This window comes from Microlunatus soli (assembly GCF_900105385.1).
GTDB lineage: Bacteria > Actinomycetota > Actinomycetes > Propionibacteriales > Propionibacteriaceae > Microlunatus > Microlunatus soli.
Window position 1 is genome coordinate 3,419,928 of record NZ_LT629772.1, and the last position, 25,560, is coordinate 3,445,487.

At 67.6% G+C, this 25,560-nt stretch carries 22 protein-coding genes and 1 tRNA gene; 10 read left to right on the forward strand and 13 right to left on the reverse strand.

Annotated features, from left to right (window positions below; genetic code table 11):
• Positions 1–22: 22 nt before the first annotated feature.
• Positions 23–2,659 carry a nitrite reductase large subunit NirB gene (gene nirB, locus BLU38_RS15690; RefSeq protein WP_091526275.1) on the forward strand — a complete coding sequence of 879 codons (2,637 nt, stop codon included), beginning with the start codon at positions 23–25 and terminating at the stop codon, positions 2,657–2,659.
• A 65-nt stretch (positions 2,660–2,724) separates the two neighbouring features.
• Positions 2,725–3,900 carry a uroporphyrinogen-III synthase gene (locus BLU38_RS15695; RefSeq protein ID WP_231919867.1) on the forward strand — a complete coding sequence of 392 codons (1,176 nt, stop codon included), beginning with the start codon at positions 2,725–2,727 and terminating at the stop codon, positions 3,898–3,900.
• 6 nt (positions 3,901–3,906) lie between these two features.
• Here the strand turns inward: BLU38_RS15695 and BLU38_RS15700 are convergent, their stop codons facing one another.
• The gene (locus BLU38_RS15700; protein WP_091532541.1) at positions 3,907–4,659 is read right to left on the reverse strand and encodes a class I SAM-dependent methyltransferase; all 753 of its coding nucleotides are present in this window, start codon (positions 4,657–4,659) and stop codon (positions 3,907–3,909) included.
• A gap of 127 nt (positions 4,660–4,786) precedes the next feature.
• Here BLU38_RS15700 and BLU38_RS15705 point away from each other — a divergent pair, with 127 nt between their 5' ends.
• Positions 4,787–5,719: an LLM class flavin-dependent oxidoreductase gene (locus BLU38_RS15705; protein ID WP_091526277.1), complete on the forward strand. Its 933-nt coding sequence runs from the start codon at positions 4,787–4,789 to the stop codon at positions 5,717–5,719.
• Here the strand turns inward: BLU38_RS15705 and BLU38_RS32385 are convergent.
• The 6 genes from BLU38_RS32385 to BLU38_RS15735 form a co-directional block, all read right to left on the reverse strand.
• Positions 5,656–6,084: an NUDIX hydrolase gene (locus BLU38_RS32385; protein ID WP_091526279.1), complete on the reverse strand. Its 429-nt coding sequence runs from the start codon at positions 6,082–6,084 to the stop codon at positions 5,656–5,658. The two genes, BLU38_RS15705 and BLU38_RS32385, sit on opposite strands and share 64 nt — an antisense overlap.
• A 511-nt stretch (positions 6,085–6,595) precedes the next feature.
• Positions 6,596–7,012 carry a PIN domain-containing protein gene (locus BLU38_RS15715; RefSeq protein ID WP_331715043.1) on the reverse strand — a complete coding sequence of 139 codons (417 nt, stop codon included), beginning with the start codon at positions 7,010–7,012 and terminating at the stop codon, positions 6,596–6,598.
• The gene (locus tag BLU38_RS15720) at positions 7,009–7,266 is read right to left on the reverse strand and encodes a type II toxin-antitoxin system Phd/YefM family antitoxin (protein ID WP_172836158.1); all 258 of its coding nucleotides are present in this window, start codon (positions 7,264–7,266) and stop codon (positions 7,009–7,011) included. The genes BLU38_RS15715 and BLU38_RS15720 overlap by 4 nt, the downstream gene beginning before the upstream one ends.
• A 168-nt stretch (positions 7,267–7,434) precedes the next feature.
• Positions 7,435–8,412 (reverse strand): proline racemase family protein, encoded by a 978-nt coding sequence (locus BLU38_RS15725; RefSeq protein WP_091526281.1) that lies wholly within the window; start codon positions 8,410–8,412, stop codon positions 7,435–7,437.
• 103 nt (positions 8,413–8,515) lie between these two features.
• Complete coding sequence (locus BLU38_RS15730; protein WP_091526283.1) at positions 8,516–9,340, reverse strand: aldo/keto reductase; 825 nt, start codon at positions 9,338–9,340, stop codon at positions 8,516–8,518.
• A 176-nt stretch (positions 9,341–9,516) separates the two neighbouring features.
• Positions 9,517–10,710 (reverse strand): MFS transporter, encoded by a 1,194-nt coding sequence (locus BLU38_RS15735; RefSeq protein WP_091526285.1) that lies wholly within the window; start codon positions 10,708–10,710, stop codon positions 9,517–9,519.
• Positions 10,711–10,956: 246 nt separating this feature from the next.
• Here BLU38_RS15735 and BLU38_RS15740 point away from each other — a divergent pair, with 246 nt between their 5' ends.
• Complete coding sequence (locus tag BLU38_RS15740; RefSeq protein WP_091526287.1) at positions 10,957–11,406, forward strand: MarR family winged helix-turn-helix transcriptional regulator; 450 nt, start codon at positions 10,957–10,959, stop codon at positions 11,404–11,406.
• 50 nt (positions 11,407–11,456) lie between these two features.
• Positions 11,457–13,094 carry an arginine--tRNA ligase gene (gene argS, locus BLU38_RS15745; protein WP_091526288.1) on the forward strand — a complete coding sequence of 546 codons (1,638 nt, stop codon included), beginning with the start codon at positions 11,457–11,459 and terminating at the stop codon, positions 13,092–13,094.
• Positions 13,095–13,106: 12 nt separating this feature from the next.
• Here argS and ppgK read toward each other — a convergent pair whose 3' ends face one another.
• From ppgK to kynA, 6 genes are all read right to left on the reverse strand, one after another.
• Positions 13,107–13,898 (reverse strand): polyphosphate--glucose phosphotransferase, encoded by a 792-nt coding sequence (gene ppgK, locus BLU38_RS15750; RefSeq protein WP_091526290.1) that lies wholly within the window; start codon positions 13,896–13,898, stop codon positions 13,107–13,109.
• A 175-nt stretch (positions 13,899–14,073) separates the two neighbouring features.
• Positions 14,074–14,574, reverse strand: a complete 501-nt coding sequence (locus BLU38_RS31410; protein WP_197679734.1) for a hypothetical protein — start codon at positions 14,572–14,574, stop codon at positions 14,074–14,076.
• Between the two features lie 178 nt (positions 14,575–14,752).
• Positions 14,753–17,080, reverse strand: coding sequence for a PH domain-containing protein (locus BLU38_RS15760; protein ID WP_091526294.1), 2,328 nt, complete (start codon positions 17,078–17,080; stop codon positions 14,753–14,755).
• Positions 17,077–17,568 carry a PH domain-containing protein gene (locus tag BLU38_RS15765; protein WP_091526296.1) on the reverse strand — a complete coding sequence of 164 codons (492 nt, stop codon included), beginning with the start codon at positions 17,566–17,568 and terminating at the stop codon, positions 17,077–17,079. The genes BLU38_RS15760 and BLU38_RS15765 overlap by 4 nt, the downstream gene beginning before the upstream one ends.
• A 35-nt stretch (positions 17,569–17,603) precedes the next feature.
• Positions 17,604–18,260: a DUF1707 SHOCT-like domain-containing protein gene (locus BLU38_RS15770; RefSeq protein WP_197679735.1), complete on the reverse strand. Its 657-nt coding sequence runs from the start codon at positions 18,258–18,260 to the stop codon at positions 17,604–17,606.
• A gap of 143 nt (positions 18,261–18,403) precedes the next feature.
• On the reverse strand, positions 18,404–19,270 hold the full coding sequence (gene kynA, locus BLU38_RS15775) for a tryptophan 2,3-dioxygenase (RefSeq protein WP_091526298.1): 867 nt from the start codon (positions 19,268–19,270) through the stop codon (positions 18,404–18,406).
• Between the two features lie 108 nt (positions 19,271–19,378).
• Here kynA and BLU38_RS15780 point away from each other — a divergent pair.
• The 5 genes from BLU38_RS15780 to chcA all read left to right on the forward strand — a co-directional run bounded on the left by BLU38_RS15780 (position 19,379) and on the right by chcA (position 25,552).
• A tRNA-Gly gene (locus BLU38_RS15780) sits at positions 19,379–19,452 on the forward strand.
• 62 nt (positions 19,453–19,514) lie between these two features.
• Positions 19,515–20,240, forward strand: a complete 726-nt coding sequence (locus tag BLU38_RS15785; protein ID WP_091526300.1) for a GNAT family N-acetyltransferase — start codon at positions 19,515–19,517, stop codon at positions 20,238–20,240.
• Positions 20,241–20,432: 192 nt separating this feature from the next.
• Positions 20,433–23,420 (forward strand): 3-phosphoshikimate 1-carboxyvinyltransferase, encoded by a 2,988-nt coding sequence (gene aroA / locus BLU38_RS15790; protein ID WP_091526302.1) that lies wholly within the window; start codon positions 20,433–20,435, stop codon positions 23,418–23,420.
• A gap of 4 nt (positions 23,421–23,424) precedes the next feature.
• Positions 23,425–24,633, forward strand: coding sequence for an acyl-CoA dehydrogenase family protein (locus BLU38_RS15795; protein ID WP_197679736.1), 1,209 nt, complete (start codon positions 23,425–23,427; stop codon positions 24,631–24,633).
• 100 nt (positions 24,634–24,733) lie between these two features.
• Complete coding sequence (chcA, locus tag BLU38_RS15800) at positions 24,734–25,552, forward strand: 1-cyclohexenylcarbonyl-CoA reductase (RefSeq protein ID WP_091526304.1); 819 nt, start codon at positions 24,734–24,736, stop codon at positions 25,550–25,552.
• Positions 25,553–25,560 lie beyond the last annotated feature (8 nt).

Here is a 25,560-nt window from a genome sequence, read left to right on the forward strand (position 1 = left end):
GCTCACCGATGCCGGAGGAAACATGGCCGCACAGCTTGATGATCAAGACCGCCGCACGCCCTTGACCGGCGCCGGCAGGACGATCATTGTCGGCGGCGGCCCGGCCGCATTCCGGCTGGTCGAGGCGCTCAGCAGTCGGGGCCTGGCCGGGCGGACCGTGACTGTGATCGGCGAGGAGCCGGTGCCGCCGTACGACCGGGTCAACCTGGCGCAGCGCTGGCAGCCCGACAGCGACCTGCAGCTCGGAGCGCCCGAGCTGTGGCAGGCCGACGGTGTCGAGCTCCGATCAGCCGAACGGGTGACGTCGATCGACCCCGATCGCCGGTCGGTCACCACCGAGAGCGGCGAGACGCTCGGCTACGACGACCTGGTGCTGGCTACCGGGTCGTCGGCCTGGGTGCCGCCGGTGCCCGGATCAGACCTCGACGGTGTCCACATCTATCGCACGATCGCCGACGTCGATCGAATGCGCAACCATCTGGATTCCCTTGCTGGCAAGGAAAAACCGGAAGCGTTGATCATCGGCGGTGGCCTCCTCGGGCTGGAGGCGGCCGGTGGTCTGGTCAAGCAGGGCCTCGGAGTCCGGGTGGTGCAGTCGGCGCCGTGGCTGATGCCGAGCCAGCTCGACGAGGGCGGCGGTCAGGCGCTCGGCCGGTTGATCAATCGCCTCGGCGTGCCGGTGCACGGCGATGTCCGACCGGAGCTGATCGAGCGATCCGAGACCGGTGGTTTCGTGATCACCCTGAGTGACGGCCTCCGGCTGTCGGCGGATCTGGTGATCTTCGCCGTGGGGATCCGGCCTCGCGACGAGCTGGCACGTGCGGCGGGGTTGGAGATCGGCCCGCGGGGCGGCGTCGCCGTCGATCGGGCATGTCGGACCAGCGACCGCCGGATCTGGGCGATCGGTGAGGTCGCCAGCCTGCCCGACCGGGGCTGCGTCGGTCTGGTCGCACCGGCGAACACCATGGCCGAGGTGGTGGCGGATCGGCTGCTCGGCGGGGAGGCGACCTTCCCCGGCGTCGACGACTCAACCAAGCTCAAGCTGTCCGGCATCGACGTCGCCGTCTTCGGCGACGCGCTCAGCAGCACCCCGGACTGCCTCGACGTGGTCTATGCCGACCCGGCCCGCGGGGTCTACCAGAAGCTGGTGATGAGCGACGACGGCCGGACGCTGCTCGGCGGCATCCTGGTCGGCGACGCGGCGGCGTACGCGTCGTTGCGGCCGATGGTCGGCCGCGAGCTCGGTAGCGAACCGGCGAGCTTCCTGGCGGCCGCGGGTGCCGAACTGCCCGGCGCGACAGCCCTCCCTGACGACGCACAGGTCTGCTCCTGCAACGCCGTCGATGCCGGCACGATCAAGGCAGCGGTACATGAGCAGGGCTGCACAGACCTGGCCGGCGTGAAGAGCTGCACCCGCGCCGGCACCCAGTGCGGCTCCTGTGTCGGGCTGGTCCAGAAGCTGATGAACGCCCAGCTGGCCGCCGCCGGCGTCGAGATCGGTAAGGCGGTCTGCGAACACTTCGCGATGTCTCGCTCCGAGCTCTTCGAGGCGGTCCGGATTGCCGGGCTGTCCTCGTTCACCGCGATCGTCGACCGGTTCGGTAGCCGCAGCGACGACAAGCCGATCAACCGTGGCTGCGACATCTGCAAGCCGATGGTGGCGTCGATCCTCGCCTCCCAGCGCGGTGACTACGTGCTGGCCGACGGCCGCGGAACGCTGCAGGACACCAACGACCGGGCACTGGCCAACATGCAGCGGGACGGCACCTACTCGGTGGTGCCACGGATCCCCGGCGGTGAGATCACACCGGCCAAACTGAAGGTGATCGCCGAGGTCGCCGAGGACTTCGGCCTCTACACCAAGATCACCGGAGGTCAGCGGATCGACCTGTTCGGCGCCCGGCTCGATCAACTGCCCGACATCTGGCAGCGACTCGTCGAGGCCGGCATGGAGTCCGGACACGCCTACGGCAAGGCGGTTCGGACGGTGAAATCCTGTGTCGGCAGCACCTGGTGTCGCTACGGCGTGCAGGACTCGGTCGGGATGGCCGTCGAGTTGGAGCTGCGATATCGCGGGCTGAGGTCCCCACACAAGATCAAGTTGGGCGTCTCCGGCTGCGCCCGGGAATGTGCGGAGGCGCGCAGCAAGGACGTCGGCGTGATTGCCACCGACAAGGGATGGAACCTCTATGTCGGCGGCAACGGCGGCTTCACCCCGCGGCACGCCGAACTGCTGGTCGGCGACCTCTCCGACGAGATGTTGATCAAGGTGATCGACCGGTTCGTGATGTACTACGTCCGGACCGCGGACCGACTGCAGCGCACCGCGGCCTGGATCGCCGACCTGGACGGTGGGCTTGATCATCTGCGCGACGTGGTGCTGAACGATGCTCTGGGCATCTGCGCCGATCTGGAGGCCGCGATGGCCGACCATGTCGACAACTACGCCGACGAATGGGCCGTCACGCTGTCCGATCCGGAGAAGCTGCGACGATTCCGCGGATTCGTCAACGCGCCGGCCGGTGCCGATGCCTCGCTGACCCGGGTGAACGAACGCGGACAGTGGCGGCCACCATTGGCCCACGAGCAGTCCCGGGCGGTCCCGTACGAGGCGGTGTTGGCGTGTGGGCCGACCATCCCGGTCGGTCGGCCGGGATGATCGTGCGGCCCCACGGCGGGACCGGTGCTCGCTCGGGTTCGAGGGAAGGGAGTACCTTCTGCACCGTGACCGAGCCGATGGATGACAGCCCGCCGGGTGGCGACGCTGCCCGGACCCGGACCGGGGCGACCGGTCCGACGTCGAGCATGCCGGCCAACAAGCCGCTGGCCGGTTTCACCGTCGGCGTGACCGCCGATCGCCGGTCCGACGATCTGATCGCCGCCCTCACCCGCCGTGGGGCTGAGGTGCTGCATGCGCCGACGCTGCGGATCTTGACCCTGGATGAAGATGATCAACTGTTGTCGGCGACCCGGGAGGTGATCGCTGCCGAGCCCGACCTGACCCTGGTCACCACCTCGTACGGTTTCAACGGCTGGCTGGAGGCCGCCGACGCCGCCGGGCTCGGTGCCGCGGTGCACGAGGTGCTGGACCGTTCGACCGTTCTGGTCCGGGGCCCCAAAGCGCGTGGCGCGGTCCGCGCGGCCGGGCTCAGCGAGGCGGGCAGTGGTGTCGAGGAGACCACGGCCAGCCTGGTGGATCTCGCGCTGCAACTCGGCGTTGCCGATCGGACCGTTCTGATCCAACTGCACGGTTATGTCGACCAAGATCAACTGGATCGGCTGACCGCGGCCGGTGCGCGGCTGTTGACCGTCGCTCCTTATCGGTGGTCCGACCCGGTCGACAGCCGCCCGGTCGAGAGGTTGATCGAGGCTGTGCTGACGAGACAGATCGACGCCGTGACCTTCACCAGTGCCCCGGCGGCCGAAGCGCTGTTGCGGGCCGCCGAAAGCACCGGGCAGCGGGACGAACTCGTTGCTGCGTTGGGATCCGACGTGCTCCCGGTCGTGGTCGGCAACGTCACCGCAGCACCTCTGCGTAAGGTCGGCCTGGACCCCGCCCATCCCGACCGGTTCCGGCTCGGTGCCCTGGTGCGTACGGTATGCGACGAGCTGGCCGACCGAGTACTGCGGGCCGACAGTCTGCTCGGACCGGTCGAGTTGCGGGGCCGTTTGCTGCTCGTCGGTTACCGGGCGGTGTCCTTGTCGCCCAGTGGCAGCGCGATCATGGCCGCGCTGATCCGGGCCGACGGCAGCGTGGTGGCCAAAGACCGGCTGCGCGAGGTCCTTCCCGGCGGCGGCGATGATCACGCACTGGAGGTGGCGATCGCTCGGCTGCGCAGCACGCTCGATCTCCCCGGTCTGGTCGCTACCGTCGTGCGGCGGGGCTACCGATTGGGGTGATCGTGATCAGCGGCGCTCGGCGTCGATCAGGTGTCGACTCGAATGCGCGACGAACGGCGTGCCCGCTCGCAGCGACGCGTCGAGCTTGATCAACTGGTCGCGGTAACGCGGCACCGAGAAGTCCGGCACCCACCAGACACATTTGCGCAGGATCCAGACCACCGCACCGATGTCGAAGAACTCCATCCGACACCGTGCGGTCTGCAGGTCCAGCACTGTCAGCCCGGCTGCCTCCGCAGCCTCGGCCTCGCGATCGGGGTCACGCCCCTTGCGGTTCTCCGGTAGCGGACCGAGGAAGTACTCGATCAACTCGAACGCCGACGCCGGCCCGACATGCTGAGCGAAGTAGTGCCCACCGGGCTTCAACACCCGGCGGATCTCCGGCCAGTCCGGTGCGACCGGATGTCGAGCGGACACCAGCGCGAAGGACGCGTCGGCAAACGGCAGCGGTGCGCCCGACTCGGTCTGGACCACCCGTACGCCGCGGGGCTCCAGTCGCTTCCGCGCCCGTGCGGCGTTGGGCGGCCAGGATTCGGTGACCGACATCCGCGACGGCAGCGTGCCGGCCTCGTCGACCACCTCACCGCCCCCGGTGTCCAGATCCAACGCAGAATCCGCCGCTGCCAGCCGCTGCGCGAGCAGCCGCGCGTAACCCCACGGCGGGCGTTCCTCGGTCGCCCGGCCGGCCAGCCAGCCGAAGCCCCAACCGTCGACGTCGGCCGCCTCGGCCTCGGTGATCAACTCCTCGAACGATCTCACCGCAGCATGATCGATCACCGCCGCCGCTCCGTGCGACCCGATTTCGACCCCGAGCGGTGTTCCGGAATGAGCGTGAGCGTGATGGTCGTCGGTGCGGGCAACCTGCAACCGGAGTACGTTCTGGGGGATGAAGTCCGGGATCGTGACGTCGGCGGGGACCATTCAGGACTACGTGGCGATGGCGCGCGCGGCCGAAGCGTACGGCTGGGACGGCGTGTTCGTCTGGGACGACATCTGCATCGGGCCGCAGGAGGTGTTCGATCCGTGGGTGGCGCTGGGCGCGATGTCGGTGCAGACCGAACGGATCACGCTCGGCTCGATGGTCTTCTCGCTTGCTCGGCGCCGGCCCTGGAAGGTCGCCCGGGAGACGTTGACGGTCGACAATCTCTCCGGCGGCCGGCTCGTCGTACCGGTCGGTTTCGGCGGCGACTGGGACGGCGGCTACGCCCGGGTGAACACCGACCGACCGGAACGGAAGCTGCGCAGGGAGAAGCTCGACGAATGCCTGGACATCCTGGCGCTGGCCTGGTCTGGCCAGAGCTTCGACTACAGCGGGAAGCACTACCAGGCAACGGATCTGGTGTTCCGCCCTCGGCCCGTGCAACAGCCCAGGATCCCGATCTGGACGGTCGGCGCATGGCCGCACGAACAGTCGCTCGCCCGGTCGGCCCGCTGGGACGGCATCATCGCCGTCGACATGGCACCGGACGGTGCGCCGATGGAGACCATCGCGGCTCCGCGGGTGGCAGAGATCCGTGCCTGGCTGAGCCGCCGCCGCACGATCGACGACTTCGACATCGTCGTCGAGGGCGTCACCGACGGCGCCGACCCGTCCGCGGTGCACACCCGGCTGGAGCCGTACCGGGAGGCGGGCGCGACCTGGTGGATCGAGAGTCGCTGGGGCGACGAGGTCACCGCGGACTCGCTGCTCGAACGGATCGCCCAGGGCCCGCCGACCGCCGCCGGTCGACGTAGCCGAGATGGGCCGGCAAGATGTCATCGCCCGGCTCGGGGCGTTGGCGACCCTGACGCGATCACCTCGGCGAGCCACGCTGAGTAGGTGTGATCGACCAGCCGCAACCCGCGCAGTTGGGCGGCGGTGAACCATCCGATCGCGTCGTGTTCTTCGAGCGCTGCGTTGACCGGGTCGCCGTCCCATGTGGTGATCAGGAATCCGTGCAGGATCACCTGAGACGGTTGGAAAGGAATCTCGATCGGCCGTGCACGGTGGATCGTGATCGCGAGTTCTTCGCGGCACTCTCGACGGACGGCGTCGTCCGCGGTCTCGCCGGGCTCGATGTGACCTCCGATGAGATCCCAGACGTCCGGATACGCCCGCCGTTGAGGATGACGGTGACCGAGCAGCAGCTTCCCGTCTCGGACAAGGACGGCTGCCGCGACCTCTTCTTCAGTGCGGTGTTGCACGCGTCGACGCTATTGCCGGCTTCTGACGGTCGGTGCTTCGGCGAGGAGCCGCTTGTGGTGAGGCTGGTCGATCGGGCGGGCGCCGATTTCGCATCACCAGTGGCCGCATCCCGGGGCGATCGGGGCGATTGGGCCCAGTGCTGTCACGTTCTTGGCGCTCGGCGCGGTCGATCCTCGGACCGGTCAGGCCTCACCGGTCCCCTCCACCGGCAAATATGGGGTCGCGGCAGGCTACTCGAGCTTGGAGTTGTCGATCCGCGGCCTGAGGACTCGATCCTCGAGTAACGAGGTATCTGCTCGCCGATAGGGCCGTGCCAGTCGCGCCCAAACGTCGATCGTCCGGTCGCAGGAATCCTCCGATCGGTACAGGCAGAAGTCCGGAGATCTGCCCATCGCGGGAACGCCTGGAAGCACAAGTCCAGCCGCCGGCGGCGGATCCTCCGCCGGGCGGCGCGACCCGGTCATTGTGGTCGGGCCTATGGCCGTCGCGTCGGGGACCGCTCGCGTTCGGCTATGTGTTGTGCTCTGGTGGCAGTGCGACGATTTCGAGGCCCGTTACTCCGCGGAGGTCGGCGGCGTTGAAGGTGTAGAGCGGAAGCCCTGCTGCTTTGGCGGTTGCTGCGATCAGTGCGTCGAAGGCGCGCGCTGCTGGCTTGCGCCCGGATCGGCGGATGTCCGCAGCGACCTGGGCGAACGCCCGGGCTGCTTCTACCCCGAAGGGGATCGGCTCTCCATAGTCGGTCTCGGCGCGCTGCACCTGGGAAAGACGAGCAGCGCGCACCTCATCGTCCTGGGCCAGCAGCGGTCCGACGGAAAGCTCCGCGAGCGTGACGGCGGTGATCGCGGAGTCGATCGGTAGGTCGCCGGGCTCGAGTTCGTGCAATCGGAGCACCGCGGATGTGTCGAGCACACCCTTTTCATGACTCACAGGCTCTGGTCCAGCACCGAGTCGATGTCGTGGCGCAGCAGATCGGGGTCCACCTTCGGCGCTCGTCTTGCACGTGCGATGAGCTCCGTCGGTGCAAGGCTGCGCCGAGACACCGGGCGTAGCTCGGCAACCGGCGTGCCGTCCTTCGTGACGGTGAGTGTCTCGCCCCGGACGACGCGGTCGAGAACCTGCCCGCCATGGTTGCGTAGGTCGCGCACGCTAACCTCGTGGTCCCGCCGTGCTGCGGTACTCATGCCCACAAATGTATCACCGGTGATACGCACGAGTGGGTTCCAGATTGCCATGAGCGGTCCTCCACCGAGCGACCGGCGATTCCCTGTGGGTTTGCGCCGCAGCCGATGTCTGCCAGGCGTGCCTGCGGCCCGCAGGGCGTTCCACCACAGTCCCGCGCTGCTGGTGCTTCAGCCGTCCGTCCGCAGGTCGATCGTGGTCCGGCCCAGCAGTCGCGGACGACCGGTGACGCGGGTTCGGGCCGCGGGATACGGGCCGACCATGGTGTCGTCGGTGTACTCGCCGGTGAAGCTGTTGCCCGACGGCGCGGTGGTGAGCAGTCGGGTGCCCGGTCCGATCCGGCCGAGTCCGGCCAGCCAGGCCAACAGGGCCGAGGTGCCGGTGCCGGTCGGACCCTCGCAGATCACTCCACCGGCCATGTAGACGGCAACCGGGCAGGGCGTCTCCGGTGTGGTCGGATCCACCGCAACGGTGGAATCGGCCAACAGACCCAACCGCAGTTCGGCAAGCACACCCAGGTCGGGATGATCGAGGCGTACCTCGGGGCCGATCGTGTCGAGCAGCGCGTCGAACAACCGACGGATCTCCGGTACGGCGGCCGCGGTCGGCCGCAGACCGACGTCGGCGGAATCGACGACGACATAGCAGGTGCCGCTGTAGGCCAGGGTGTAGGCGACGCGTCCCCAGCCGGGCACCTCGGCGATGCGCTGGCCCGGTTCGGCGTAGGCGACCGGTGCCGGATAGCTCACCGACAGTGCTGCGCCCGCGACGTGCACGTCCACCGGGGTGATACCGGCCGGCGTTTCCAGCCGCAGAACGCCGTCGGCCGGATCGATGATCCCGCGGTCGATCAGCGCTGCCACGGTGCACATCGCGTTCGATCCGCTGAAGCCCGGATAGCCCATGGTGCCGGTGATGATCAGGCCGACGTCGGCTTCGGGAGTCAGCGCGGGAACCACCAGGTTGATGCTCTGGGACGGCTCGCCGTACGGCGCCGCAATCAGCGCGCGCCGCAACCCGTCGGCCTCGTCGCGCAGATAACGGGCCTGGTCGGCCACCGATCTGCCCGGTGGCGGGTCGAATCCGGCGACGACCACCCGACCGACATCACCACCGGCCTCGGCATCGACGACGTCAAGGATCGGCATCGGCTCCCTCCCGAAATCGTGCCCGACTCCTGCCCCATGACAGCACGCAGCCCCGGTCCGGAGCGGACCGGGGCTGCGCGAGAAGTACGGGACGTGACGGTGATCAGTTCATCTTGTCCGGGTGGCCACCGGTCCGGTTGTCCTCGTCCAGGGCGTCGATCCGGGCCAGGTCGTCGGCACTCAGCTCGAAGTCGAGAATGTCGAAGTTCTCTTCGATCCGGGACGGGGTGATCGACTTCGGGAAGACGACGTAGCCCTTCTGCAGATGCCAGCGCAGGATCACCTGGGCCGGGCTCTTGCCGGCCGCAGCGGCGATCTCGCCGAGCGTCTCGTTCTTCAGATCGGAGCCGAGGCCGAGCGGGCTCCAGGACTCGATGGTGATGCCGTGCTTGGTGCTGCCGTCCACTGCTGCCTGGTTGGCGAAGGTCGGGTGCACCTCGATCTGGTTGACGGCCGGGATCTTGCCGGTCGCCTCGACGATCTTGTCCAGATGCTCGGGCTGGAAGTTGGAGACGCCGATCGACTTGGTCAGTCCCTGTTCCAGGGCGTCGATCATGCCCTTCCAGGTCTCGACGTAGTCGCCGTTCAGCGGCTGCGGCCAGTGGATCAGGTAGAGGTCGACGTATTCCAGACCGAGCTTTTCCAGGCTGACCTTCAGCTCGGCGACGGCGTCGCTGCGTTCGTGCTTGCCGTTGGCCAGCTTGGTGGTGACCCAGAGGTCGTCGCGGGCGATGCCAGAGGCGGCGATGGCCTTGCCGACGCCTTCCTCGTTCTGGTAGCCCTGCGCCGTGTCGACGTGCCGGTAGCCGACCTCGAGTGCCTTGCTGACGGTCGGGACGATGTCGTCATCGGACACCTGCCAGACCCCGATGCCGAGCTGCGGGATGGCGCGCCCGTCGTTCAGGGTGATGGTGGGGACCTGTGCCATAGAGAACTGACTCCTCGGGTTGATGCTCCGACCCCGTTCCGGCGGGCGGCGCGGGGCGAAGCTGTCGTACAAACGGTTTCCGGGCTCACGGATTTCCGTGCGCCCACGGTAACGGGTGCTGTCCGGGACCTGCTCAGGCGTCTCGTCTGGCGCAAATCCCGGCCCGTGCTGGTTGATCAGCCGACCGGCGACTGGATCTGGGCCGGAGCGACGTCGACCACGGCCGGCCGACGGGATTCGAGGACCCCGGCAAGGACCGCGACGCCGAGTCCGGCGGCGGCCATCGCGGCGCCGACGACGTTGGCGGAGGTGTAGCCCCAGCCTGCGGCGATCGTCCGTCCGGCCAGCCAGGCGGCGAGCGCGTTGCCCAGGTTGAAGGCGCCGATGTTGATCGCCGACGCCAGAGTCGGTGCCAGCTTGGCCTGATCGAGGACCCGCTTCTGCAGCGGCGGCACGGTCGCGAAACCGAGCGCACCGATGACCAGCACCGTCGCCGCGGCCAGCACCTGGGAGTGTGCGGTGACGGTGAACACGGCCAGCGTCAGCGTCAGCGCTCCGAGCGTGACGTAGAGCATCGGCATCAGTGCACGATCGGCGAACCGGCCGCCGATCAGATTGCCGATCACCATCCCGGCCCCGAGCGCGATCAGCAGCCAGCTCACCGAGGACGGCGCGAAGCCCGCGACCGTCGTCATCATCGGTGCCAGGTAAGTGATGGCGGCGAAGACCCCGCCGAAACCGAGCACCGTCATCAGCATCGCCAAGATCACCTGGACGTTGCCGAGGGCGCGAATCTCCTGGCGCAGCCGGACGCCCTCCGGTCGCGGCAGTCGCGGAACCAAGGTGGCGACGCCGAGCAGGCCGACCAGGCCGAGACCGGCGACGATGCCGAACGTCGCCCGCCAGCCGGCATGCACGCCGACGAAGGTGCCCAGCGGGACACCGACCACGTTGGCGACGGTCAGGCCGGTGAACATGAACGCGATCGCAGCGGCCCGCTTCTCCTTGGCGACCATCTCGGCCGCGACCACCGCGCCGATGCCGAAGAAGGCACCGTGGGTGAACGAGGCGATCAGCCGGCCGACCACCAGCACTCCGAAGGCGGGTGCCAGCGCGGAGACGATGTTGCCGATGACGAAGATGCCCATCAGCAGCATCAGCATCTGCTTACGGGGGATGCGGGTGCCCAGGGCCATCATCAGTGGGGCGCCGACCAGGACGCCGAGGGCATAACCGCTGACCATCCAACCGGCGGTCGGGATGGAGACGCCGAAAGTGGCGGCGACGTCGGGGAGCAGGCCGATGGCGACGAACTCGGTGGTGCCGATTCCGAAGGCGCCGATGGCCAGCGCCAGCAATGCGAGAGGCATGGGATTCCTAGCAGACAGTGAACAGTGTGCGGACGTGTCCCACGGTGGATACGCACTCACTGCAATAGTTGCAGGCGCGGGTATATTCCGGCCGCGCTAATCTGGATGGCGTCGGATGACGTGATCTGCCGCACACGACGGAAGGCGCGGCCGGCGGATGGTGTTGTTCTGATCACGACGGACGGCGAGCCGGCCGTTCTGACGAGTCGGGTGTTTGTTGGAGTAGGGAAGGAACCGGTGAGAGTGATGGCCGAGTCGACACCGTCGACGACCTTGGCCCAGCGATGGTCAGCCCTGGGTCTGCTCCATGATCGAATCGACGCCCACGTCGGCAGGGAGCTGGAGAAGAAGCACGAGCTGAGCGTCCGGGAGTTCTCGCTGCTGGAGGTGCTCAGTCGCCAGCACAACGGCGACGGCGGTCACCTGCAGATGGCCCAGGTCGCCGACGCGGTCGCGCTGAGTCAGAGCGCGACCACCCGGCTGGTCAGCCGACTGGAGGACCGTGGGCTGTTGGAGCGGTATCTCTGCCCGACCGACCGGCGGGGCATCTACACCGACGTCACCGCAGCGGGGAAGACGTTGCTCAAGCAGGCCAGACCGACCAACAGCCGCGCGCTGCGCGAGGCGCTCCAGGAAGCGTCCGACGAGGCCGAGTTGGCCCCGTTCGTCCGTGCCGTCCGGGAGTCCGGGCGCTGAACCGGTAACGGTTCGTCAGCTGATCACCGTGATGAGATAATGGGCGCATCATGACGTCCCTTCCTTCCACGCTCAGCACCCGGCTCCAGTCGATCACCGGAATCGACCCGGAGCTGCGGCCGGCGACCAAGCCTCAGTTCGGCCACTTCCAGTCCAACGTCGCGCTGCGACTGGCCAAGCAGGAAGGCAAGCCGCCGCGAGAGGTCGCCCAGCGGATCGTCGACGAGTTGGACGTCTCCGACATCTGTGAGCCCCCGGAGCTGGCCGGGCCCGGCTTCATCAATTTCCGGCTCAAGCCGGAGACCCTCGCCGCTGCTGTCACCGAGCAGCTGAACGACGAGCGGATCGGCATCGAACCGGCCGCAGAGTCGCAGACCGTGGTGATCGACTACTCCGCGCCCAATGTCGCCAAGCAGATGCATGTCGGGCACCTGCGTTCGACGATCATCGGGGACAGCCTGAATCGGGTGCTCAGCGCGCTCGGACACACGGTGATCCCGCAGAACCACATCGGCGACTGGGGCACCCAGTTCGGCCAGCTGGTGGAGCAGATCCTCGAAGAAGGCGTCGACCCGATGTCACTGGATCTGGTGTCGGCCGAAGAGCTCTACAAGCGGGCGTCGGCGCACTTCAAGGAGGATCCGGCCTTCGCAGACAAGGCACGGAAGCGGGTCGTGCTGCTGCAGTCCGGCGACGAACAGACGCTGGACATCTGGCGGAAGTTGATCGAGATCTCCAAGGTCGCGTTCAACGAGGTCTACGCCCGGCTCGGCGTCAAGCTGACCGATGATGATCTTGCCGGTGAGTCCAGCTACAACGACGATCTGGCCAAGGTGGTCGCCGAATTGGAGGCCAGCGGTGCCGCGGTGATCGACCAGGGCGCACTCTGTGTCTTCGTCGAGGGCTTCAACGCGCCGATGATCGTCCGCAAGACCGACGGCGGTTTCGGCTACTCCACAACCGATCTGGCCGCGATCCGGCGGCGGGTCAACCAACTGCATGCCGATCGGATCATCTACGTCGTCGGCGCCGAGCAGAGCTTCCATTTCGACCAGGTGTTCGCCGTTGCCCGCAAGGCCGGCTTCCTGCCCGATGACGTGTCGGCCGAACACGTCCGGTACGGGATGGTGCTGGGAGAGGGCGGCAAGCGGCTGCGGACCCGCGAGGGCGGTTCGATGAAGCTCGTCGATCTGCTGGACGCCGCCGAGGAGAAGGCCGCGCCCGCTGTCGCGATGGCCGCGATCAAGTACGCCGATCTGTCCAGCGGTCTGAACAAGGACTACGTCTTCGACATCGACCGGATGGTCGCCACCACCGGCAACACCGGACCGTACCTGCAGTATGCGCACGCCCGGACCCACCAGGTGCTGCGCAAGGCCGAGGCCGACCAGATCCCGGTGCCGGACAAGATCACCGTGCTCGACGAGCCGGCCGAGCAGACCCTGGCGCTGCTGCTGCCGCGCCTTGCCGAGATCGTGAACGAGGTCGCCGAGACCCTGCAGCCGCACCGACTCTGCGGCTACCTGCACGACGTCGCGGTTGCGTACTCGACCTTCTACGAGCAGTGTCCGGTGCTGAAGTCCGAGGGCGACGTCCGCGGGTCCCGGCTGGCGCTCTGCGTGGCCACTCAGCGGGTGCTGGCCACCGGCCTGGACCTGCTGGGCATCCAGGCGCCCGACCGGATGTAGGCCGCGCCGATATCAGCCCTTCCAGTTGTCGGCGAGGTAGGCGGCGCCGATGATGCCGGCCCGGTTCTCCAGCTTGGCCGGAACGATCTCGGCATTCAGTTCCAACAGTGGAAGGAACTTGTCGGCCTTCTTGCTCACGCCGCCGCCGACCACGAACAGGTCGGGCCAGGTCAACGCTTCGAGGACCTCGTAATAGCGCTGCAGGTGCTTCTTGGCCCAAACCTTGTAGGAGAGGTCCTTGTCCTCCTTGTACTTGGCCGAGGCGCGTGACTCTGCGTCGTGCCCGTCGATCTCGATGTGGCCGAACTCGGTGTTCGGCACCAGCACGCCGTCCATGATCAGCGCACTGCCGATCCCGGTGCCGAGCGTGGTCAACAGGACGACCCCGTCGTGGCCCTTGGCGGCGCCGTACTGGACCTCGGCGATGCCGGCAGCGTCGGCGTCGTTGACCAGCACGACATCACGCTCGAGCACGTCCTCGAAGGTCTTCTCCGCAGGATGGTCGATCCAGGACTTGTCGATGTTGGCCGCCGAACGGGTGGTGCCGTGGGTTACCACTGCGGGGATGGTGATCCCGATCGGTCCGTCACCGATCTGGTCGGCGAAGGCGCCGACGATCTGGGAGACGACCTTGGCGACATTCTCCGGTGTCGACTTGGCCGGTGTGTCGATCCGGACCCGCTCGGCGGCGAACGCACCCTTGTCCAGGTCGACAGGTGCGCCCTTGATGCCGGAGCCGCCGATGTCGATGCCGAGGACCAGGCGATCGGACGAGTCCTTCGAAGCTGCTGTGCTTGCGGTCATGGGTGCAGATTAGCGGGCCCCGGGAGGCGCTGATCTATACGGGCACGGCACAGTCGGCCACAGTAGCCCGAAGAGATCAGTGCTTGCTTGGTGCGCCGGCCGGTGCGCCGGCTGGTCGCCGGCCGACGAACCGGCCGGTGGGTGATCGTTACTGGATCTCCTGGCGCACCGGCGATCAGCTGCCGCCGCCGGTCATCTCCTTCACGCACGCGCCGCTAGCGTTGGCGAAAGCCTGAGCGTCGCCGCCGGTGAGTGCGGAGCCGTCGAGCTTGCCCTCGGCCAAGGACTTCAGGGCGTCGGCGCTCATGGTGCCGTAGATCTTGTCGGCCAGGCAGGCGGCCGTCTTGTCGGCCGCAGCACCGGTGACGCCGGTCGACGCGTAGTACTTCACCAGCCCGGCGACGAGTTCGTCCTTGGTCGGCTTGCCTGTCGAATCACCCTCGTCGGAGTCCGAGGAGGCAGGGGCCGACGATGCCGGTGCCGAAGAAGCAGGTGCCGAGGATGCCGGTGCCGACGATGCGGGGGCCGACGAGCCGGAATCGGGTGCGGCGTCTTCGCCGGAACCGGTCGAGCCGGTGCAGGCGGCCAGTGTGAGCAGGCCGGCGGCGGCGGTGCCGGCCAGGGCCATCCTGAGGGAGGCGAAACGGAACGGGGGACGGAAGGCTTGACCTGACACGGTCCAAACTCCTTGATCTCGGCACTCAGTCATCCGGACGGGAGTGTCCGGCGCGGGTGTGACGTCAGGATAGGGAGCTCGGTTCCCTCCATCCGGCAAGATCGGCTTGTCGGTTCCTGGTGTCGCGGCGAGCGACGGAGATGATCATGCTCCCGGACGTGATCAGCTGCCCGGTCGATCAGCTCGCCAGGTGTCGCATCGAGATCGGGAAGATCGCCGGATCGGGTGCGTAATAGACGGCGTAGTAGCGGCGGTACACGTCGAGCCAGTGGATCAGGTCAGCTGGCTGCTCGCCGCCGTACAGGGTGATCGCTCGGTCGTAGACGAATCGCTGATCATCATCGGCTCCAGGATGACCTGCCAGGCCTATCAACCAGATAGCGCCGGCGACGTCCATCAGCGGATCGGCGGCCAGCGTGTGCGGACTGAAGTCCGCGACGCCGGTGACGATCATCGCCCCGTTCTGCTCCCCGACCATCACATTGCCGGGGAAGTAGTCGCCATGCACAAGCGCAGGTTGGGCCCGTCGCTGGTGCAACTCGCCGATCACCTGCTCCACGGCCGCGGCCGGCAACTCCTGGTCGATCGTCTCGGCGGTCTGCCGTGCGGCGGTCCGCAGTTGATCTTCGAGTAGCGCTCCGAGGGAGTCGAAGCGTCGCAGCCGGTCGCCGAACAGGCGTGCGAACTCCGGGGCAGGCAGCGGTAGCCGCTGGATCGCCGCGGCGGCCCGCAGATATTGATCGAGCACCGGTTGGCGCTGCTCGGCAGGGGCCGTCGGCAGCCAGCCGTCCAGCGATTGTCCGGGCATCCGACGGTCGACGGAGTAGGTGCGCCCGGCGACCTGACCGGACTCGACGATCACCGGGGTCCGAAACCCCAACGACACCTGGGAGAACGCCCGGTAGGCCGGTGCCAGTTGTTCGATCATCCGAGTCGCGGACTCGTGGCCGGAGCGGTAGACCCGCAACACATGATCATCACCGAGCGGATAGACGATCGACTCGCCGCCGGACCCCAGCGGAGCCACCCCGGTCAGCCCGAAGCGTTGCAGCACCGCCTCGTCGGCCACGGTGCCGGATCCGGGGAGCGCGGCTCGCCGCGCGTTGCGCGCGCGATCGAGTTGCTCCAGTGCCAGTCGGCGGGCATCCGGCGGATCCAGATGCAGGGCGACCAGGTTGACCGGCCCCTTCGGCGTGTCCACATGCACGCTGGCCAACTGCAATGCCTTCTGCAGCGGACCCTGGGTGATCCGCACCGACTGGGTCTTGGCATGCGGCACCACGTCGGTGGTGCGGTCGAAGAAGCCGTGCCGGCTGATGATCACCGCATCGTTCCAGCCGTAGCGCAGCGTCCAGCCGTCGAACCAGCGGATTGCGCGGGCTCGCTTGGGCGAGGGGTGCAGCTCGATGGACTCCAGATCGGCGCGCGGCAGTACCCGGGAGAGTGCCGTCCGGACCTGCTCGTCGCGGGCGATCGGCAGCAGGATGTTGGAGACGTCGGTGTTGTTCTCGCCCTGCTCGCTGTTGGCCCCGTAGCCGAGCACGTCGACGTCCACCCGGGTCAGCCCGAGCAGCCGCCAGAGCAGTGGCTGGACGATCCTGACCCCTTGGATCCGGTTCAGCGGCAACGACTGGCTGGTCAGATTGGTCAGACCGCGGCTGATCCGCAGGCCGCGTGAGGACTCGGCCAGCGTGTAGTTGAACTGTGCGGTCACCCGGCGGCCGATCAGACTGACGATGGTCAGGAACATCGGGATCAACCCGGCCAAGCCGACCACCGGCGAGCCGGCGATGCTGCTGACGACCACGACGATGATCAATACCGCGACCGAGATCGCGAACTCCGTCGACAGGACCAGCCCCAGCACCAGCAGGCCCGGGTTGATCGTGACCAGGGTCCGCTCGGCCGCGCTGAGATCGGTGAACGCGCTCGCCTCCGGTAGCTGCGAGGACCCGGCGACGGTCACCTGATCGCCGTGCGCCCGAGCCAGCAGATAGTCCCGGAACTGGGTCGCCTGCTTGCGGGTGAGATAGCGCAGCACCGTACGGCTGTCTCCGGCCCCGGCCTCGATCCTCAGCTCGACCAGGCCGAACAACCGAGCGGCCAGCGGTTGGATGATGTCGACCGACTGCACCCGCTGGAACGCGATCCGGCGGGACCTCTTGGCCAGCCAGCCGGTCTCCACCCGGAGTTCCTCGTCGTCGATCACGTAGCGGGTGAAGTACCAGGACAGGAAGCCCGCGGCCGCGGCGAGGACGACGATGGCGCCGACGCCGAGCAGGATCCAGCCGACTCCCAGCTTCACCAACTGGCCGATATTGGAGCGTCCGCTCTCGTCGGGGATCAGCTGCCGTCCGATCGCGAACAAGATCACCACGAAGACGATCCAGCCCCTGATCAACGGGGTCAGCGGATGCGGCCGTTCGGTCTGTTTCAACGGTGGCCTGTCCAGCGGAGGACTCGCCTGATCGTCGGTCGGCGGGACGGCGGGTGGCTGATCGGTCATAGGCCGGATGCCTGTGCCTCACCCAGTTGGGTCAACCGGTCCCGCAGCCGGGCCGCCTCGTCCGGCAGCAGTCCGGGAATGACCGCATCGGTGCCGGCGCTGGCGGTGACCAACTGGACCGTGGCCAGGCCGTAGGCGCGCTGCAGCGGGGTGGTGCGGACCTCGACCACCTGCATCCGGCCGTACGGCACGGTGGTCAGTCGACGGAACAACACCCCGTGGGTGATGTAGAGATCATCTTCGCGTTCGAGATACCCCCAGGACTTCCAGTTCCGGCCGACCACCACCCAGCGGGCGATGCCGATCCCGATCGCGACGACCCAGATGATCGCGGCCAGCCACCACAGGCCGAATCCGGCGCCGACGTAGATCGCGGCCGCGCTGAAGATCAGTGCGATCCAGATCGTCGACCAGAGGCGACGCATCGAACGGTACTTCGGTGAGATCGGTTGCCAGTCCTGGCCCGGTGGGGCGAACAGCGACTCCATGCTCCCGACCCTACGGGATCTGTGCTGTGCGGCGGTCAGTGCCACTTGCGTTTGGACTTGGCGGTGCCCTTGACGCTGACGCCACCGAACAGGCAGACGCCCTTGAGCACCAGCACCGGGGCACCGGGCTCCGGCTCGCCGAGATGTTTCACCTCGGAGCCGCCGAAGATCCCCATCGTCTGATCGCGCACCTCGACGCCCTCCGGCACCTTGATGTCCATCCCGCCGAAGCACCAGAAGCCGGAGATCTCGACCACCGGGCTCTCGAAGATCGCCTCCCGCATGTCCAGGTCCTGGCCGCCGAACAGGGCGTAGGCCTGAATGTGTTTGCGGACCCGCCAGCGTCCCTGCCGGCTGTTGCCACCGAAGACGGCCAGCATCCGTTCCGGCTCGGACGTCGCGCCGGTGGTGTCGATCCGCCGGGACTGATCCTGCGGCTGATCGACGATCGCGGCCGGGCTTCCGGTGTAGACCAGATCCTGGGTCAGCGGGACCAGCTCGGCGAAGGTCTTGGCCGCCATCGCCTGGTTCAGACGGTCATCGTGCTCCTCGCGGGTCAGCCGCCCCTCGGCGAACGCGGTGCTCAGCACGGTGGCGACCTGATCGCGATCGGCGTCCGACGCGCGCAGGCCGCCGGCGGGCGCTGCGTCCGGGCGGGCCGGGCCGGACGCTTCGGGTTGCTCGATGCTCACCGTGCCACGGTAATCCGGCGAACAGGCGATGGCGACGGTTTTCGGCGGTGAAGCCCAGGGTTCGGGGCTGAATAGGGCCAGTCCCTGAGGTCAGCCGTCGGCTCCGCGCAGCCGTGCAGCACTCCCTTCCAGGACCGGACGTGTCAGGCGTGATCGCGCCGACGCGGCGGATCCAGGACGGTACGGACCGCGTACAGCTCGGGGAAGAAGGTCAGATCCAGGGCCTTGTGCAGGAAGTCGACGCCGCTGGAGCCGCCGGTGCCGACCTTGTGGCCGATGGTCCGTTCGACGGTCTTCAGATGCCGGAAGCGCCAGAGCTGGAAGTTGTCCTCGATGTCGATCAGCTCCTCGCAGGTCTCGTAGGCGCCCCAATGCTGCTGCGGGTCGGAGTAGATGATCTTGAACGCTTCGAGCAGCCCGTCGCGCTGCTGGTAGGCCGCCCTGACGTCGCGGGCCAGCACCTCGTCCGGGATCGGGTAGCCCTGCCGCGCCAGGTGTCGGAGGAATTCGTCGTACAGGGTGGGTGAGTCCAGCAGCGCGGTCAACATCGCGGCAGCGCGGTCGTCGTGCCGGTGTACCTCGATCATCTCGGCGTCCTTGTTGCCGAGGATGAACTCCACCGCGCGGTACTGGTAGGACTGAAAACCCGACGAGGACGCCAGGAAGTCGCGGAACTCCAGATACTCACTCGGCGTCAGGGTGGCCAGCACCGACCACTGATCGGTCAGTGTGTGCTGGATGTGTTTGACCCGGGCCAGCCGCTTCAGCGCCAGCGGCACCTCGTCGCTGCGGAATCCGTCCCGCGCGCTGACCAGCTCGTGCAACATCAGCTTCAGCCACAGCTCACTGGTCTGGTGCTGGATGATGAACAGCAACTCGTCGTGATGCACCGGACGCGAGCGGGGGTGCTGGGCGCCAAGGATCTCGTCCAGATGCAGGTAGTCACCGTAGGAGAGTTGCCGGTCGAAGTCCCGCTCGATGCCGTCCTCGAGCCGTCGTGAGCTGGCCATGACCACAATCTACGATCCGTGCCGGCCGGGCCGGGCCGCACTGTGCCGGCGATTGCCACGACGCGTCGCCGATTGTGTAGACTCCGTTGCCGCAGCCAGCGCTGCTGTGCGGGTGTAGTTCATCGGTAGAACGTGACCTTCCCAAGGTCGAGAGGCGGGTTCGACTCCCGTCACCCGCTCCAGTGTCAGCGGTCTTCCGCGGCGGGCCGCACGATCGTCGGCCGACGGTCTCGATAATGGCCAGATGCAGATCGTTTCGCTCACCGATCGCCCCGACCTCGCGGGCAGTTTCGGCGAGATCCCCAACAACTGGCCGGCCTTCATGCAGCAGTCGCCGGTCGCTGCTCGCTGCTTCGGGCCGTTGCTGCGGAACTTCCCCGAGCTGCAGTTCCTGATCCTCGACAGCAACGGTACGCCGATCGGCCGACTGCATGCGGTCCCGATTCCGTGGCAGGGCGCCGACGCGCTCCCCGACCGGGGCTGGGACGCGGCCATGGAGGGTGCTCTCGGGCTCGCCGAGCCGACACCGGCCGTCTCGCTGATCGAAGCGATGATCGATCCGGCCCACAACGGCAGAGGGCTCAGCTCCCAGCTGTTGCAGGCCGTCAGGGAACGGGCCTCCGGCCTGGGGTATCGCCATCTGGTCGGCCCGGTCCGACCGAGTCAGAAGTCGGTCGAGCCGCGGACACCGATGGCGGAGTATGTGGCGCGTCGCCGACCCGACGGACTACCCGCCGACGCCTGGCTGCGGGTGCACGTCCGGCTCGGTGCCGACATCGTCAGGATCTGCCCGCTGTCGATGATCATTCCCGGCACCGTCGAGCAATGGCGATCATGGACCGGGCTGCCGTTCGCGGCCTCCGGTGAGGTCGAGGTACCCGGGGCCCTGACGCCGGTCCATGTCGATCGCGATCATGATCATGTCGTCTACGTCGAGCCGAACGTCTGGATGCATCACCGGCTGTCCTGACCGCCGTCCACCGCTCCTCGTCGGTCCGCCCGTGCACGGCGGGAGACCGAGCTCAGGGCCGCCTGTGACCGACCCCTCCGTGACGTCGTCGAATCGGAGGCGTAATCTCACTCGAGATGATTAGCGTACGGTCGTTCGCTAAAAGCGCCAGGCGGCCATCCTGGCCCTACGAGGAGGACGGGAGTCACTCTCATGCATCTGCTCGTTTCAGGCACCGATCACCGGATCACCGGCGAAGCTCTGGTGCCCAACTCCAAATACCATGCTCATCGTGCCTTGATCCTCGCGTCGCTCGCACCGGGGGTCAGCAGGATCACCGGACTGTCCGATGCCCGGCATGTCCAGTACACCGTCGGTCTGCTGCGCGGGCTCGGAACCAAGATCGACATCGACGGTGACACCTTCGTCGTGCACGGCGGCCCGTACCGGCCGATCCGGGACAGCGTCTCGGCGGGAAGCTCCGGGACCACGCTCTATTTCATGATCGGGCTGGCATCGCTGGCACAGACGCCGGTCGTCGTCACCGGGCAGAAGTACTTCCAACGGCGACCGGTCGGGCCGCTGCTGCGATCACTGGAGCAGATGGGCGTCCAGCTGGAGTCCGCCGACGACTGCCCACCGATCAGCGTCGCCGCGAAGCGGCCGACCGGCGGCCACGTGACCATCGCCGGGACGCTCTCGCAATGGATCTCCGGTCTGATCCTGCTGGCCCCGTTCGCCACCGGGAAGACCGTCATCGAGGTCGAGGGCGAGCTCAACGAGCAGCCCTACATCGAGCTGACCGTGGAGATGATGAAGCAGTTCGGACTGACCGTCGGAGTCAGCGCGGACTGGCGGCGCTTCGAGATCGAACCTGACCAACAGGCCGTGCCGTGTGACCTCGCGCTGCCACCCGACATCGGTTCGGCAGCCTTCGGGATCGCCGCTGCAACGATCCATCCCTCCGACATCCTGCTCCGCGGCATCCACCAACTGTCCGGCGGTGCCGCGGACCATCCCGAGGTGCATTTCCTCGACATCGCCCGCGAGATGGGCGTCCCGATGGAACTCGCCGACGGGGGCGTCCGGATCCAGCACGACGGCATCCGGCTGAAGCCGACCAAGATCGACTGTCGAGGCATCCCGGACATGCTGCCGATCCTGTCGGTGATGGGATCCTTCGCCGACGGCGAGACCACCTTCTCCAACATCGCCCATGTCCGGCTGAAGGAATCGGACCGGGTCTCGGCGATGCTGCAGCTCAATCAGATGGGTGGCGATCTTGATCTTGACGGGGACATCCTCCGGGTCCGCGGCGTCGGCGGCCTGACCGGCGCCAAGCTGTCCTCGTTCAACGATCATCGGGTGCTGATGTCGCTGGCCGTGGCTGCGTCGGCGGCGCGCGGCAACTCGACCCTGACCTACCCCAACGCCTACCGGATCTCCTATCCGACCTACCTGGAGGCGATGAACGGCTTCGGGCTGTCGATGTCGGTCGAGGGAGGCAAGCCGAGCGCGGAAGCCCGGGTCGCGCGGCCGCTACCGGCCGAAGCGGCTCGTCCCGATCTGGCAGGCGGCACGACGCTGTCGGACTGGCTGCGCCGCTGGGCCACCGAACGTCCCGGCGATGTCGCGGTGCTGGACGCCCGGCCGCGGGGCACCACCAAGATCACCTGGGCCGAGCTGAACCGTCGGGTCGACGTGATCGCCACCCGATTGCTCGAGCTCGGCGTCCAGCCCGGCGAACCGGTGGCGCTGCAGCTTCCCAACTGGACCGAGTTCGTGATCATCGCGTTGGCGACGATGCGGATCGGTGCCGTCTGCTGCCCGCTGATGCCGATCTTCCGGGAACGGGAGATCGCCTTCATGCTGCGCCGTGCCAAGGCTCGAGTGTTGTTCGTCCCCGACACCTTCCGTGGTCGCGAGCACGCCAGTGAGATCGCCGGCATCATGAACGACAGTGACGATGCGCCCGACACACTGGAGCACGTCGTGGTGCTGCCCGGCGACGTCAACGGCGGCGGCGACTGGGCGCCCGGGGCGGTCGCCTGGCACGACTGGAACGAACTGCTGGCCGGCGATGTCGATCATGCCGGGATCGCAGCCCGCAAGCCCGGCCCGGAGCAGACCGCGCAGCTGCTCTTCACCTCCGGCACCACCGGCGAGCCGAAGGGTTCGCTGATGACCGCGGGTACCCTCTCCCGAGCCGCCTCGATGGAGATCCGGCACCTCGGGCTGAACGCCGACGAGGCGGTCTACATCCCGTCGCCGTTGGCCCATCAGACCGGCTTCCTGTACGGGATGTGGCTGGCGATGGAACTCGGTGTCCCGCAGATCATCCAGGCGGTCTGGGATCCACGCCGGGCGTTGCAGGCACTGACCGACGGCGGCGGAAGCTTCGTCCAGGCGGCGACCCCGTTCCTGGCCGACCTGGTCAAGGCCGTCGAAGCCGGCGCCGAAGCGCCGCCCAAGCTGCGGATCTTCGTCGCCACGGGCGCCGCCGTGCCCCGCGGGTTGGCCGAGCGGGCGACCCGGGTATTGGGTACGGCGGTCTGTGGGGCGTTCGGCACCACCGAGACCTGCCTCGGCGCGCTCAGCGCTCCGACCGATGAGCCGGTCAAGGTCTGGGGCACCGATGGCCGTGCCCTGGAAGGGATCCAGTTGCGGATCACCGACGACGACGGGCGGGTGCTGCCGGCCGGCGCCGAGGGCAACTTCGAGATCAACTCGCCGACCTATTTCGAGGGTTACCTCGACCGGCCGGACCTGACTGCCGAGGTGTTCACCGACGACGGCTGGTACAAGACCGGCGACCTCGGGGTGATCGACGACTCCGGGTTCATCCGGATCACCGGCCGGGTCAAGGACGTGATCAACCGCGGCGGGGAGAAGGTGCCGGTCGCCGAGATCGAGAACCTGCTCTACGATCACCCGGCTGTCGATGACGTCGCCGTGGTAGCGATGCCGGACGAACGGCTCGGTGAGCGGGCGTGTGCCTTCGTGGTGAACAAGCCGGGCGCCTCGCTGTCCTTCGCCGACATGATCAACTACCTCGATGATCATCAGGTGGCCAAGTACTACTGGCCGGAGGCGTTGGAGCGGATCGACGTCCTGCCCCGGAACGCCGCCGGTAAGATCCAGAAGTTCCTCCTCCGGGAGCGGGCGATCCAGGTACGCCCCCAACGTGTCGAAGGGAAGTGAGTCGGTGACCACACAGGGTCGCGCCGATCAGGGTCCTGAGCTTGTCGAAGGACCGGAGTCGTCGTCAGCCGTCGAGCCCGGCAGCTACGACAAACTGGTCGCCGAGGTGACCGAATGGGTGGTCGGCCCCGGCGAGGAGTGGGCGGATCGGATCGAGGCCACCGGCGAGGTGCCGGAAGAACTGTGGACCGAGCTGCGCGAACGCGGCTACCTCTCGATGGCCGCGCCCCGACGCCTTGGTGGCAGGGGATTGAGCTTCGAGCAATGGCTGGGCCTGATGGAGATCTTCTCCCGCAGCCACGCCTCGGTCCGGATGATCGTGCACGTCGTCAACGGAACCTGGCGGGCGATGGATCCGTTTGCGACCGAGGCCCAGGTCGACGAATTCGTCCGGCCGTCGGTGGCGGGGCACAAGAAGGTCGCCTTTGCGCTCACCGAGCCCGGCAACGGCACCGGTGCCGACATCACCTGTTCCGTCGAGCGGGACGGCGACACCTACTACCTCTCCGGTGAGAAGCACCTGATCACGTTCGGCGTGCGCTGCGACTACTGGCTGCTGGCCGCCCGGCTCGCCGGATCCACCGGACACCAGGGAACGGTGGCGCTGATGGTGCCGCGCGACGTCACCGGAGCAACCGTACTGGACACCTCGCAGACGATGGGGGTGACCGGGACCGATCACGCCCACATGATCTTCGACCGCGCGCCGGTGCCGGTGGCCAACCGGCTCGGCGCCGAAGGTGACGGGCTGGCCGTCGCGCTCGGCGGCTTCCTGTTGCCGTCCCGAGTGTCGGTGGCGATGAGCTGTGTCGGTCTCGCGCAGCGAGCCCAGGAACTGGCCTACGAGTACGCAACACAGCGGGTGACCTTCTCACAACCGCTGACCTCCCGGCAGGCGATCCAGTTCCTGCTCGCCGAGAACGAGGCCGACATCGAGGCGGCCAAGCAACTGATCTTGCATGCGGCCCGGGAGTGGGAGGCCGGCAGCCCGCGGGCCCAGCAGCTGTCGTCGATGGCCAAGATGACCGCAGTCAGCATGCTCGGACGGGTCACCGACAACGCGCTGCAGATCCACGGAGGCCTCGGCTACTGGAAAACCAGCACCATCGAGCGGGTCTACCGTGATGCCCGGGCCCAACGCTTCGAGGAGGGCACCAACGAGATCCAGAAGATGGTCGTCTTCCGTGAACTACAGAAATCCAAAGGGTCCTGAGCCTGTCGAAGGACCGTGAGCCGCATCCAAGGCCCCGAGCTCGGAGAAGGTCAGCATCCCAGCGCTTCGACAAGCTCAGGGCCCTGACCGTGAGGGATAGATGAGCAAGCTGCACGAGGACAAGATCGCGTTGATCACCGGGGCATCCCGGGGCATCGGTCGCACATTGGCCCTGACACTGGCCAAGGACGGTTGCGCGATCGTCGTCAACTACAAGAAGAACGCCGAACTCGCCGCCGAGGTGGTCACCGAGGTCGAGGCTGCCGGCGGCAGGGCGGTCGCGGTGCAGGCCGACGTCGAGACCGAGGAGGGCACCACTGCGCTCTTCGATGCCGTCGCCGAGGAGTACGGCCGGCTGGACTATTTCGTCGCCAACGCTGCGGCGAGCGCGTTCAAGAACATCGTCGACCTCAAGCCGCACCACCTGGATCGCTCGTACGCGATGAACATGCGGTCCTTCGTGCTCGGAGCCCAGCAGGCGATCAAGCTGATGGACAACGGCGGCCGGATCCTGACCCTGACCTCATACGGCAGTCACAGCGCCTACCCGACCTACGCGACGTTGGGTGCGATGAAGGCCGCGGTCGAGGCCTGGGTGCGGTACATGGCGCTGGAGTTCGCGCCGTACGGGATCAACGTGAACGCGGTGAACGGCGGGCTGATCGACTCCGACTCGCTGGAGTTCTTCTACAACGTGCCGGGGATGGCGCCGATGCAGTCCGTGCTGGACCGGATCCCGAAGAAGCGCCCGGGAACGGTCCAGGAAGTCGCCGACAGCTGCGCCTTCCTGCTCTCGCCGGCCGCCGAGTACATCACCGGGCAGACGTTGATCGTGGACGGCGGACTGAGCATCGTCGCACCACCGTTCTTCGCCGACGTGGAAGCTCCGCTGACGCTGCCCGAGCGGCCGACCCGTTGATCATCGGG